This is a genomic window from Edaphobacter dinghuensis (genome assembly GCF_014640335.1).
GTDB classification, from domain to species: domain Bacteria; phylum Acidobacteriota; class Terriglobia; order Terriglobales; family Acidobacteriaceae; genus Edaphobacter; species Edaphobacter dinghuensis.
Window position 1 is genome coordinate 1,036,290 of the sequence record NZ_BMGT01000001.1, and the last position, 13,534, is coordinate 1,049,823.

Here is a 13,534-nt window from a genome sequence, read left to right on the forward strand (position 1 = left end):
TTTATGCTGCCCCAAGATCTCCAGCCCGATCAGTTTGTGCGGTACCCGCCATACGCAAAGAAGTTGGCGCTTGCCCACATGACAGTATTTCGACAGCTTCCTCTTAGCTTTCTGGTTGCGCTGCTACGCGAGGTGATCGAGTACGACTTCAAATTCCCTGCAGAGCGTACCTCTATTGATAAAGAACTTGCTACTCTCAGCTCTCTTTCCTCTGCGCAGATCGAGCAGTGGTTTCATTCCTTTGCAGCGCTATCGCTCTCTTCCAAACTCGAAGATATTGATTGGATTAATCGCCCTGCTCAGTTCATCGAGCAAGAATCAGCTTACCTATGGGCTACCCATCAGCTAGATGCTTTTAGTCGGGCAGCAATAGAGTATGGTGATCGTTTGCGATCGTCACTTTCCGTTGAGCCACTCCCCATGCGCAGGCTTGGAATTGCTGTCGTTGGACAAGGTGTAACGTCGTATGATTCACCGCTGTTTCGTAATCTGCGCGCGCATGGTACTTACTTCGGACAAATCAAGCCAGATAATGGTCTTGAGTTGCTTCTCGCTGAGGTTGAGGCACGCGCAAAGGCTCATCCTATTCCATACGGTCATTGGTATGTTGACGGAGGGCAAGCAGTCAAGCAGAGCCAACTATTGTCCAACGTCAGCTATCAAGCACTCGAACCTGTACGAGACAACCTGCTGAAATATATTCAAGCACAGGTTGCTCGACCAGGTATGGGACCAGAAGAGTTGCGTTCTAATCTGGCGCTCTTGCTGCCCGGGGATCTTGGTATGGAAAGGGCTGGAGACCCTGTTCTGGATCGGTTCCAGGTAAGGGTATTTACCGAAGGCTCCGGCACTCAGATCTTCAGCACAACATTTGCTCAATGGACGACGCGGGAAGCATTGCGACGGGCTCAGCCGCTGACGATGCTGGTGCGCTATGCTCCGCGCCAGAGACAGCGGCCGATGAACGAATTGCTCTCCAGACCCGATGCAAATCCGGAACTCGATCCTGTTGGTTCTCTTGTTGATGCTGATATGGCCGCCTACTATCACTGGATCAATCAGCAGCGGCTGAATGGCGCAGAACAGGCGTCTTTTCTTGTTTGGTTTGAAGGCCACAGCCAAGCTCTGGTAATTGCGCCATCGTTGCCACGAGGAACAAAATCAGACTCCCCAATGGATCTCAAGCAACTGCTCTCTTTAGCGGTAAGCTGAATTCGATGTCAAAGCAGAAGAGGCCCCCCGTTTCGAGCTGGCCTTCAGGAATTTAAGAAATTTTCACGACTCGTTCTGCTTGACATTGCTAGGTTAATCGCGGATTTTTGAGCGAATATCGTAACGGAAAGGCCAGCCTCTCTATAAGGCCTTTTTCTACTGCGAATCCTTTTCCTGTATTGGACCGTCTACTCATTATCAGTACTTAGTGCAGCTCTCGTTTTGTCTTAGCAGCTTCTTCGTATAACGATTAGAAGAATAAATACACATAGTTTGATTTACGGCCTGCTTTCGGGTAACAGCTTTTGTTTCTATCCTGATCGCCAATTTGATATTTGTCGACGAACGCCACGCGTATACGTTTAAATCTTCAGCCAGTGAAGTTCGTCCCGCTTTGTTGCAGCTTAGTGTCACGTCGTGTCCAGTTGGATCTACTGCGAGATTGTTTAGAGAGGAACTAAAAACTCATGTGGATCGTTCGCCTCGCCCTGCGACGGCCATATACATTTGCTGTCCTGACGATCTTATTGATGATCCTCGGGCCACTGGCAGTCAGTAATATGCCAGTAGATATCTTTCCGAACATTAATATCCCTGTTGTCTCGATGATATGGGAGTACACGGGCCTGTCCCCGCAACAGATGGCTGACCGCATCGTCACACGTAGTGAGAGATCGCTCACTACGACAGTCAATAACATTGAGCACATTGAATCGCAGTCGCTAAATGGCATAGGCGTTATTAAGATTTTCTTTCAGCCGAATGTGAATATTGCCAATGCCGTGGCGCAGGTGACTGCTATTGGCCAGACCCAGCTTAAGCAGTTGCCTCCTGGAACTACATCGCCGCTCATTTTGCAGTATAGCGCTTCGAGCGTTCCTATTCTGCAACTGGGATTGTCTGGACAGGGGCTCTCTGAGCAGCAGCTTAATGACTTTGGCCTTAACTTCATCCGTACGCCGTTGGTTACTGTTCCTGGTGCCGGCATTCCTTATCCTTATGGTGGCAAGCAGCGTCAGGTACAGGTTGATCTCAATATTCAAGCGTTGCAGGCCAAGGGGCTTTCTCCTGCAGATGTGGTGAATGCAATTGCGGCGCAGAATCTGATTCTTCCTTCAGGAACGACCAAGGTTGGGCCCTTCGAGTATCAGATCGAAACGAATAGTGCGCCTTCAACTATTGCGGGCCTCAATAACCTTCCCATTCGCGCAGTCAATGGTGCCATGGTTTATATACATGATGTAGCTCATGTTCGTGATGGCTTTCCGCCGCAGACGAATATTGTTCGTGTCAATGGCCAGCGTGCTTCTTTGATGTCCATCATCAAGACAGGCAATGCCTCAACGCTTGACATCGTTAAGGGAATTCGTGCCAAGCTGGCAACGCTCAAGTCACAGCTGCCTGCCGCTCTTAAAATTACTCCTCTGGCGGATCAATCAATCTTTGTTCGTGCCTCGATAGATGGCGTTGTACGTGAAGCTATTATTGCTGCTTGCCTAACGGCGATCATGATTTTGGTTTTCCTCGGAAGCTGGCGCAGCACGCTGATTATTGCAGTCTCTATTCCTCTCTCTATTTTGTCCTCTCTGCTGGTGCTGAGTGCTCTCGGCGAGACCATCAACATTATGACACTGGGAGGATTGGCGCTGGCGGTCGGCATCCTCGTCGACGATGCGACTGTCGAGATCGAAAACATTAATCGCAATCTCGAAGAAGGGAAGGTTGTCGAACAGGCCATCCTCGACGGAGCAGAGCAGATTGCTATTCCTGCGCTGGTCTCGACAATCTCCATCTGCATTGTGTTTGTCCCCATGTTCTTTTTGAGTGGTGTGGCGAGATTTCTCTTTGTGCCGCTTGGGGAAGCCGTTGTCTTCGCTATGCTGGCCTCGTATATTCTTTCGCGCACAATCGTACCAACGATGGCCAAGTATCTACTGCATGAGCATGATGAAGAAGCCAATGCAAAGAAGCAGAATACGCGCAATCCTTTTGTGCGCATGCAGCAGAGGTTTGAACACTACTTTGAGAAATTCCGAGGCGGTTACTATCGCTTGCTGGAACTCTGTGTCAATCATGCCGGAGTTTTTCTGGTACTCTTCATGGCATTCGCCATCCTGTCGGCATCTGCACTTTATCCGTTCCTAGGCGAGGACTTCTTTCCTTCGGTAGATAGCGGCCAGTTCAAGCTGCATGTACGTGCTCGTACTGGTACCCGTATTGAAGATACAGCCGAACTCTGCGATCACATTGATAATGTGATTCGGCAGACCATTCCGAAAGATGAGTTGGTATCCATCATCGATAATATTGGTCTTCCCTACAGCGGAATCAATACGTCTTATTCAAACTCCGCGCCTGTCGGGCCTGGAGATGCGGATATCCAAGTGTCACTGGCGGAGAAGCATCATCCTACTGACGACTATGTGCAGCGGCTACGAAGAGAACTGGGGAAAGACTTCCCTGGCGTTACCTTTTACACGTTGCCTGTTGATATGGTGACCCAGATATTGAATTTTGGACTGCCTGCTCCGATTGATATTCAGGTAGTTGGTGCGGACCTTACGGCAAATCGCACCTATGCTGAGCAACTCCTCAATAAGATCAAGTACGTTGCCGGAACAGCCGATCTTCGCATTCAACAGCCATTCGACAACCCAAATCTAATGATCAATATTGATCGTACAAAGGCGCAGCAGATCGGCCTACAACAGCGCGATGTTGCGCAGAGTCTGCTTGTCGCTACCAGCGGCAGCTTTCAAACTACGCCCAGCTTCTGGCTCGATCCAAGAAATGGTGTTAGCTACAACATTGCCGTACAGTCACCACAATATTCACTCGATACGCTTCAGGATCTCAGGAATATTCCGCTTACCCCAGGCAGCAATGCAGATGTGAACTCTGCAGCGTCTTCCAGCAATGGAGCAGGGAGTTACGCAGCCAATGCAAATCTACCTATGGGCGGCAGGCCGGTGCAGATATTGGGTAATGTTGCTACGATCACTCCGGGCACGGAACTTGGCACCGTAAGTCATTACAATATTGCACCGGTTATTGATATCTATGGCAATGTTGTTAATACCGATCTTGCAAGTGTCGACAAGAAAATAGAAAAGATTCTTGATGATTCGAAGGGGCAACTTCCGCATGGATCTCTGATTAGCGTGCGCGGCCAAGTGCAGACGATGAGAACCTCATTTGCTGGGCTCTTTAGTGGTCTTGCGCTTTCTATCTTGCTTGTCTATTTGCTTATTGTCATCAATTTTCAATCGTGGCTTGATCCGTTCATCATTATCTCGGCTTTGCCTGCAGCGATCTCTGGCATTGTATGGTTCTTGTTTATCACTCACACCCGTGTCAGCGTGCCAGCGCTTACGGGCGCCATCATGTGCATGGGAGTGGCCACAGCCAACTCGATTCTGGTTGTAAGTTTTGCTCGAGAGCGACTGGTCGTCACAGTGGGCGATGCTCGCAATGCCGCTTTGAGCGCGGGATTCGTACGGTTCCGTCCCGTATTGATGACCGCACTCGCTATGATTATCGGCATGGTGCCGATGGCGCTTGGGCTGGGTGATGGCGGAGAGCAAAATGCTCCGTTGGGACGTGCTGTGATCGGCGGCCTGCTCTTCGCTACAGTCTCTACTCTTTTCTTTGTCCCTACTTTTTTCAGTGTCTTGCACGGCAGGCTCGAAAAGCGGCGCCAAGAACACGAGGCCCGTCATCAGCACAACCTGTCAGCAACGTCGGAGTTTTAGCTTATGAGCCAATCATCTCACCCTGAACCGCGTGATCCCCAGACTCCTATTCAGGGCCATGATAGTCATCTTCCTACGGAGAACGGCAAGTCGCCCATCTCGGGCCGCAAGGCGATCCTGCTGGTTTTTGTCCTACTGGCCGTGGCCGTCATACTCGCTGGCGCTGGTATTATTCCACGGCTTCGTGCACATACTACTTTGCAGCAACAGACAGAAGCTCTTGCGACCCCTGATGTTATTACAGCAAAGCCGACACTAGGACAGCCTTCGCAAGAGGTCGTACTACCCGGCAATATCTATGCCTATAAGGACTCGCCGCTCTATGCTCGGACCAGTGGCTATTTAAAACAGTGGTACTTCGATATAGGTGCACACGTTAAGCAAGGCCAAATTCTTGCCGTTATCGAAAGTCCGGAGGTTGATCAGCAATTGATGCAGGCAAAGGCCGATCTAGCTACTGCGGAGGCGAATGCCGGTAACGCGCAGATCCAATCAAAACGTTATCAGGATTTGCTCAAGTCCAATGCGGTTTCGAAGCAGGATACAGATACCTTCACAACGCAGGCAGCTTCTACCAGTACTGCAGTTAAATCTGCCTTGGCTAACGTTCAACGTTTGGAGGAGCTCGTTGGTTTTGAAAAAGTATCTGCACCGTTCGATGGCATTATTACAGCGCGTGATATAGATACAGGTACTCTCATCGATGCAGGTGCCAATAAAGAGCTCTTCCATATAGCATCTGAGCGGGTCCTGCGTGTCTATGTTAATGTTCCGCAGATCTATGCTCATGATTGTGTGCCTGGCCTCTCCGCAGACCTTACTTTCGACGAATATCCGGGAAGGCGTTTTCAGGGAAAGATTGTTCGCACTTCTAAAGCGATTGATCCCGCATCTCGTACCTTGCTTGTAGAGGTTGATGTTGATAACAGTAAAGGGGAGCTATTGCCTGGCGCTTATACGCAGGTTCACTTCAAGCTTAGCAATGCTAACCCATCGCTAATTATTCCAGTATCGACACTGATGTTCCGCGCCGAAGGGTTGCGCGTTGGTGTCGTGCAGGACGGCGATACTGCTAAATTGACACCTATCACAATCGGTCGTGATGATGGGCGAGTTGTAGAGGTCGTATCCGGTCTTCAGCCGGAGAGTGAAGTCATTCAGAATCCACCTGATTCGCTGATTGACGGAGAGAAAGTGCATATTGTGAAACCTCGGATGCAATCAGCCGGTCAGCCTTCCCAAGCACAACAGAGTGAAGACAAGTGAAGATCGATTGTCAACGTTCGTTCTTTCCGACCATGCTCGCGTCTCTATGCTTCGTATTGGCTGGATGCACTGTGGGTCCTAACTACCACCGCCCCTCTGTCCCTATGGCTCCTGCTTTTAGCCAAGTGACATCTCCGCCAAATCCTCTTAATGGAGGTTGGAAACAGGCGCAGCCAGAGGATACGGCTCTGCGTGGCAAGTGGTGGGAGATCTATCAAGACTCTCAGTTGAACCAGCTTGAGGAGAAGATCACGATCTCCAATCAGACGCTCAAAGCAGCTATGGACGAATACTTCCAGGCACGCGAGCAGGTACGTGTCGCCCGCTCTAACTACTATCCCACCGTGAGCGCAGGTCCCTCCGTCTCACGCACTCGTGAATCCTATAATCAGCCCAATACACAGCGCTCCGTTACCAAATATCAATACAACACCTTCACTTTAGAAGGTCAGGCACTTTGGGAGCCGGACCTTTGGGGACAGGTACGGCGCACTGTTGAACAAGCTCGCGCAAACGCGCAGGCAAGTGCCGCCGATCTGGCCAATGTCGAACTCAGTATTCGTTCTGAACTTGCAACGGATTATTTTGAGATGCGAGGCCTCGATACACAGCAAGTATTGTTCGATAGAACCGTCAGTGACTATACGGATTACTACAATCTCACCAAGATTCGTTTCAAAGGCGGCGTAGCAACTGACGTAGATGTAGCCGAGGCTGAGACGCAATTGAGGACTACGAGGGCTCAAGCTATTGATATTGCCGTAGCCCGGTCCCAATATGAGCATGCTATCGCAACGCTTGTCGGTGTTACAGCATCCAGCTTCTCTCTGCCTGCTATGCCGCTTCGTCTTCGTCTCTCGGACATACCATCCAGTGTTCCTTCGGCATTGCTGGAGCGACGGCCTGACATCGCTGCGGCTGAGCGTCGTACCGCTGCGGCCAATGCACAGATTGGTGTAGCAATCTCTGCTTACTACCCAACTATTAGTCTTAATGGAGTAGGAGGCTTTGAATCCACTAATCCCGGCACTTGGATTCAAGGTCCCAGCGCGCTTTGGGGACTTGGCGGTTCAGCACTTGAGACACTCTTCGACGCTGGACGCCGTCATGCGATTACCCAGCAGACGCGCGATGCGTACGATATGCAAGTGGCAAATTATCGGCAGACTGTACTCGTTGCATTTCAGGAGGTAGAAGACAATCTTGTTGCACTACGCGTCCTAAATGAAGAAGCCACGGTTGAATCTGCAGCTGTCGATTCGGCGAAGCGGTCATTGCTTCTCAGTACGAAGCGTTATAAAGGTGGAGTTACTACCTATCTTGAAGTTCTATCTGCACAAACGGCGCAATTGAATAATGAACGAACCAGCGCCGATATTACCACCCGGCAGTTTGTAGCCAGCGTCGCTCTTATCAAAGCATTAGGTGGTGGCTGGAATACTACTCAATTACCCAATCCATAAATCAATCTCTCTTCGATTGATTTACGGATGCAGAATTTGCTGTACGTGCTAACGGCAGGCTGCGGAGTAGATGCGTAGCACGTCGCGAATGCGGTCTACGATCAGCGATACAGGATCGCCAGCGATCTCTTTTCGGCGAAGCCGTACATATTGTGCAGGCAGATAACGGCTACACATGCTCATGCTGATTGGGATCTTGAACAGGTTGGCGATTAGTTTATCCACTGCCCCTGCGATCTCAGGATGGTTCCAATAGTATCGGATGCGATCGCTATAGCTATAGAGTCGTAGCAACCTCTGCTCCTCTGGACTGCCGCTGTAATAAGGCTCCCAGTTGCCAGGTTCACGAAGCATAATAGTTTCGATTGTCTGGGTGAGCAGCGAGTGCTGTGGCTCCGACACTAACTGCGATTCCATATCCTCAAGCGCGCATAGCGCTTCTCGCATGGCAAACGTTAATGCAGGACCCACCTTTAAAATAGCAAAACCATCCTCTACGAGCGCCTTATATGCTTCTGGTAATTGGTAGTCGGTCGAGTGTGCCTCGAAGACGATCTCTTCTCTCTGTGTGCGAAGCCAATCTGCCAGCGGCTTGGCCTTCTTTCGATCGTAGGCAACTACGGAATCGTGATCGAATTCGACTCCTGGCTGGACGACCAGTGCAATGATTCGTGGCCAGGTTCCGCTAAGTCCATGCGCCTCAAAGATGCGTTTGTGAACTTCGAGTGTGTGCGCAGCAGCAGAGATTGAAGTTACATCGAGGTCTTCGATCGAATGGGTGGCTCCTCCCGGCACTGGAACCTCGGTTCCAATGACGTACACCGGGGGATTGTTTGGATTACATGCAGCTTCAGCGGCTTTGCATAGCTGGGCTGCTCGTTCCGCGACCTCTTCGTCGGAGAGATGGATGGGATCGCCATCACAGGCCATGCTCGCATCAAGGTGAATTTTGGTGAACCCTGCCTGTACATATTGCGTCACCATCGCCACCGCATGTTCCATTGCCTTCTCTGCGGGCATCTTGCGCCATGGATTGGGCCCGAGATGATCTCCACCTAAAATCAGCGACTTTACATCTAATCCGGCGCGAGCGACATGTTCAAGCACAAAGCCGCGAAAATCGGCGGGCCGCATTCCTGTGTATCCGCCAAATTGGTTGACCTGGTTACTGGTGGCTTCTATCAGCAGCAGCGAGCCATCTTCCGCGGCTTGCTCAGCTGCCGCGCGAATTACCCAGGGGTGCGCAGAACATACTGAATAGATGCCGTTTGAAACTCCCTGGCTGCGTTTTGCGAGATGCTTCTGAAGAAGAGAACTCATAGCTAATAGATCCTGAACTTCTCTACAACTCTGCTGATGACACCGCTGGGACTGGGCGAATTGGGTTTCAGGCCACGCGTCACCGAGCAATAAAGGCCCAACAACTGGCCAAAGATAACATCTACAACCGGTCTGTGGGCGTCCGAATCGCCGGATCTCGAAGATGAGATCCAGAGGTATCTCCTCCCGGGAACGATATATTCATCAAGAATAGGCAGCAGCTCAGTGCTCGCGTATGTCAGCACTTCGCAGCCCCACTTCTGCCGCAGCAAAAGTTTCAATGCGTGCCCAATATAGTCGGAGGTCCCAACTCCAACCAACATTACGACGGGCCGATCCTGCAATCGGTCTTGCAGGCCGAGTTCTTCCAAAAAGCGACAGATGTTCTTCTGATTTTGCTTAAAGATGTTTAGCGTTGTCCCCAATATATCTGGTTGCTGTGCGATCTCACGCGCTGTAAAGAAGAGACCGCGCGCTTTTTGTTCGTCTATTGGTTGGTCAACAAATCTTGAATGGGGTGCCACGGGAGTAAGCCCTCATTATTTTAAAAACTTTAAATCAATAAACATAATTAAACATAAGCAATAGTAATATATATAATTAGTTTTGGTGACAAAAACAGCAGGGGTTCTACCTGATCATTGAGGTTAGAAATCCCTGCGTTGCCACGAGAGCCTGACTTGCGTTATTTTTCCAAGACGCTGGCCTTTAGCAACTTCAATTCCGTGTTGAGCAGCACTTGCTTTATACGATTCATCTTTCGAGAAAAGCACTTGTTACCGCTTCGTAGATCAATCGAATCGCATGGTCCTGCTCCTCGCATTTGGGGGTGCTGTTGACTCACGCAAAATCAAGTCAGTTCCAAGTTTGAATGATCCCCTCCGTCCTGCCTGAAGTCGCGGTTGTAAAAGTGCTTCCATTGTCATGTAGTTTAGTGCTTTGCGGGAGATATTGATGGTCATCAGGGGAGGATTCAGAAACCAGACGAAATACGCATTGTCGAAGCGGACTACAAAGACATCCTGGGGAATGCACACTTTGCAAGCTTGCAGGCCGCGGTAGCTACCCATTGCAACCGTATCTGTAACTATAACTATGCCTGTGAAGTGGATTCGACCAATCACGTAAGCAATGGAGCGTTCACCAGCGTCTGCGCTTAGGCCTGAGATTTCGACCGTACTCGTATTCAATCGAAATGAGCTGTGGTTCGTACCGCTGATTCAAAGTCCTCATCGCGCAGCTTGTGCGACAGCAAGCGGGCATTCTCTTTTGAGAGTTGCGGACGAAAAGGAGATCGCGATGTCTGAGTTCAATCAGATGTCTCACCGCTGCCTGCATACCGGCGGATGGACATTCCATCACCCTGGAGCAAACACTACCTATCGTCTGCGTGAAGTGATAACCATGATCTACATGGACGAAGATATGTGGCTTGCCGCTCAAAAAATAAAAACCAGATCGCCGATACCGAACGTTGGTGCCTGGCATCCATATTGGTGAGATCGTCGCCTCGCTCTTAATCCTGTCACCTACTCGAGTAAGTCTGCATTGGCCGTCTCCGTCAAATCAGCTTGACGGTTGTTGCGATCTTTATCACTTGCACTGGCTCGATATCTGGTCATTGTCAAGTACTTTGCAACTCACTCGGACTGGGCTTTTCGTTGAAGTGGCAGGCAAACACCCATGAGGATTTTGCCCGTGTGGAATGCCAAGGCCAGTTTTTGCGGTAAACGCGAATTATCAAAGACGATCTAGTCTGGAAATAAGTACCTCAAAAAATACAGAAATCACGTACCACCCATAAATTAGAGACTAATCTCTTATCCCGATCATGCCTAATTAGCATGTCAAATATTCCATATAAAATGGTGATGTTCGCGGGCATATTCAGTCGCTGCTAGAAGGTGTAGCAGAAGAGTTCCTCTTTGAGGACAGGCAGAGCTGCCGTTCGAATAAAGTCTCAACGTAACGTTCGTTCTGACTGGACATCGATGAGGGTGATGGGGAGGCTGTTTTTGTCAGGGTTAGAACCAAGCAATCAGAAGGCCCACAGCCATCTTCAGACCGAGATATCTGAATTATTTGCTTCGCTGCGATTGCCGTTGTATCGGTATTTCCTTGCCGGGACCGGCAGCGCCTCAGATGCAGAGGATCTGACCCAGGAGTGCTTTCTCCGGCTCTACCGCTATTTGCGCAAAGGCAATCAGATAGATAATCCAAAATTGTGGCTATTTCACGCTGCGCACAATCTTCTTTTGGACAGACATAAGAGTGCTAGATATACACGAGAGGTGGACCTACCTGTTTGGGATAGTTTTGTGGAGGCGCATTATGATTCGTCTCCGAACCCAGAGGAAAGTCTCATCCAAAGAGAACGATATGCATACATGGCTGATGCCATGCACAAGCTAACAAGCCAGCAACGCGAAGTCCTGATTCTCAAGACCGAGGGTCTCGGATATCGGGAGATCGGGGAAATTATGTCCCTCAGCACGTTTGCTGTTGCGGCACATGTACGTCGTGCGATTGCAAAGATGAAGGTAGGAAGCCATGGCCAGCGATAGAACCAACGACACCATTCCTCATGTAGAAGAGCATCTGCTGGTGCTGTTCGCAGAAGGCGAGTTGCCTGCGGATGCGATGGAGTCCATTCGGCACCACCTCTCACAATGCACGTTCTGCTGTGCCGAGTTGGAAGAGATAGAAGTTGCCATCTCCAGCTCTCAGGAGTTTCATCGAGTCGCCTATTCCGAGCAGTTTTCGCCGCCGCCCAATCAATGGCAAGAGTTTGAAGCAAAATTGGCTGCATGCCTTGTAGAAAAGGACAACGATCCCGCCCAACTTCGATTGATACCTGAGCAAAGCCGCAGAATATTTTTCAATCTGCAATGGTTTTCCATAGGGCTCATCGGAGCAATTGTTGTTGTGGTTGTCGTTCTCTTTTTCATGGGATCGCCCCAAAAACCACGTATGTCCATTGCAGAGATTCTTGCTACCGCAAAAAACATGCAGGCGCGAGATCTTGCGGCAATTCAACATCCAGTCGTGTACCAGAAAGTAAGGATTGAAAAAACTCTCTCGGGGTCTTCTCCAGCAGAAAGCATGGTTCTTGAAACCTGGAGCGACGTGGAAAATCTCCGGTTGCGCGAATCAACAGAAGATTGGTCTCAAGTCATAACGGGAAATAAAGAGCCGCAATCCCTAAATGCTCACTCCGATGTAAATCGGCAGAGACACGAGAAGGATGGGGAAAATCACTCAAGCCCGCCTCGTCTTCTGCATGAAATCAGATCTATATATAGAGATAACCACTTTAAGGAAGGCTCTCCAATCTCATTGTCTGACTTCTCGCAGTGGAGTAATTCATCGCCGGATAGAAGAGAGACAGTCCAGGAGTTGGCATTGGATGGAAGCGCAAAAGGCTACCGCATTACCTCAGAAGTCGAGGGGCCACCTGCAGACCACAAGTTGCGCGCAATTCAAATCGTTGTGCGGGCAAAAGACTGGCATCCTGTTCAGGAGAACTTTATCGTAGCTACCGAAGAAGCGACACAAACATATGAGATTGCTGAACTGGATTATCAGATTCTCCCATTAAGTAAATTCAATTCATCTCTTTGGGATGTCGTTTCCGACGCGCCAGATAATCTATTGGGGCAGCCGGCGGCTCCAAAATCTCAACCGAGAGTGGAAAAGAATGGCGACACACTCGTTGAAGCTCTCTCTCGATTGGATAGCATTGACGCGCTAACTAACGACCAGATCGAAATTGAGCGTGAGGGGAACACTTTGAAGATTCGCGGTGTAGTTTCAGGCGATGCTCGAAAAGCTGCGATCCTCACCGCGCTCGGGCCGATTCTCAACCTCCCTGACGTCTACCTGGATATTCAGACGGCAGCCGAGATAAACCACTCTCAGTCGAAATCAAACGTGAAGCCGCTAGAAGCTCAGAGAGTTGATATCCCTGTAAATAACCTGGCGATAACTTCAAGTTTACGGCACTATTTTGCAACACAGAGGCACCTCACCGGGGTTACACTTGACGATGCGGTACAGCATTTCATGGCTGTTGCATTCGATCACTCTTCACAGGCACAAGAAAATGCGTCGGCAGTCCACCTGCTTATGAATGCAATCCCGGAAGATACACAAGATACTCTAAGCGTAGCCGCTCTCAAGCAGTGGCATACTCTCGTGGGCCGTCATGCCGAAGTAGTTGAGCAGCAGGCTGTAAGTCTTCATGATGAACTGTCACTAATTACTTCGTCTCAATCTCGCAACTTGTCTAATCAGGCCAATGTTCCAGTTGATGGTTTACACACTCAAGCCGATCATCTATATACATTGTCTAACATGAACGATAAGATGCTGTGGAACATTCTGGTACCTCCGCAGAACAGCGGATCAGCTGCAGCGCCTTCATTAACGGATCTGCTGCACTCGCTGGAAACAGAAGAACATCTGTCACACCAGATCATGCAAAGTATGCAGAGTAGTAGTTTTGTGCAGCCTTGATTGGGA

Annotated in this window: 10 protein-coding genes; 7 read left to right on the plus strand and 3 right to left on the minus strand. The window is 49.8% G+C overall.

The window, feature by feature from the left end; genetic code table 11:
* The first annotated feature begins 3 nt into the window (after positions 1–3).
* From IEW09_RS04085 to IEW09_RS04100, 4 genes are all read left to right on the plus strand, one after another.
* A complete protein-coding gene (locus IEW09_RS04085) occupies positions 4–1,212 on the plus strand; it encodes a hypothetical protein (RefSeq protein ID WP_188552848.1) in 1,209 nt (402 codons plus the stop codon).
* Between the two features lie 467 nt (positions 1,213–1,679).
* Entirely contained in the window at positions 1,680–4,964 is a 3,285-nt protein-coding gene (locus IEW09_RS04090; protein WP_188552849.1) for an efflux RND transporter permease subunit, read from the plus strand.
* A 3-nt stretch (positions 4,965–4,967) separates the two neighbouring features.
* A complete protein-coding gene (locus IEW09_RS04095; protein ID WP_188552850.1) occupies positions 4,968–6,230 on the plus strand; it encodes an efflux RND transporter periplasmic adaptor subunit in 1,263 nt (420 codons plus the stop codon).
* 32 nt (positions 6,231–6,262) lie between these two features.
* Positions 6,263–7,693, plus strand: coding sequence for an efflux transporter outer membrane subunit (locus IEW09_RS04100; protein ID WP_188553209.1), 1,431 nt, complete (start codon positions 6,263–6,265; stop codon positions 7,691–7,693).
* A 48-nt stretch (positions 7,694–7,741) separates the two neighbouring features.
* Here IEW09_RS04100 and IEW09_RS04105 read toward each other — a convergent pair whose 3' ends face one another.
* From IEW09_RS04105 to IEW09_RS18860, 3 genes are all read right to left on the minus strand, one after another.
* The gene (locus IEW09_RS04105; protein ID WP_188552851.1) at positions 7,742–9,013 is read right to left on the minus strand and encodes a D-tagatose-bisphosphate aldolase, class II, non-catalytic subunit; all 1,272 of its coding nucleotides are present in this window, start codon (positions 9,011–9,013) and stop codon (positions 7,742–7,744) included.
* Positions 9,014–9,015: 2 nt separating this feature from the next.
* Entirely contained in the window at positions 9,016–9,537 is a 522-nt protein-coding gene (locus tag IEW09_RS04110; RefSeq protein ID WP_188552852.1) for a hypothetical protein, read from the minus strand.
* 267 nt (positions 9,538–9,804) lie between these two features.
* On the minus strand, positions 9,805–10,137 hold the full coding sequence (locus IEW09_RS18860; protein ID WP_188552853.1) for a substrate-binding domain-containing protein: 333 nt from the start codon (positions 10,135–10,137) through the stop codon (positions 9,805–9,807).
* Positions 10,138–10,312: 175 nt separating this feature from the next.
* Between IEW09_RS18860 and IEW09_RS04120 the strand changes: the two genes are divergently transcribed.
* The 3 genes from IEW09_RS04120 to IEW09_RS04130 all read left to right on the plus strand — a co-directional run bounded on the left by IEW09_RS04120 (position 10,313) and on the right by IEW09_RS04130 (position 13,528).
* On the plus strand, positions 10,313–10,513 hold the full coding sequence (locus tag IEW09_RS04120) for a hypothetical protein (protein ID WP_188552854.1): 201 nt from the start codon (positions 10,313–10,315) through the stop codon (positions 10,511–10,513).
* A gap of 515 nt (positions 10,514–11,028) precedes the next feature.
* Positions 11,029–11,577, plus strand: a complete 549-nt coding sequence (locus IEW09_RS04125) for an RNA polymerase sigma factor (RefSeq protein WP_188552855.1) — start codon at positions 11,029–11,031, stop codon at positions 11,575–11,577.
* Entirely contained in the window at positions 11,564–13,528 is a 1,965-nt protein-coding gene (locus IEW09_RS04130; protein ID WP_188552856.1) for an anti-sigma factor, read from the plus strand. Before IEW09_RS04125 ends, IEW09_RS04130 begins: the two co-directional genes overlap by 14 nt.
* Positions 13,529–13,534: the final 6 nt, after the last annotated feature.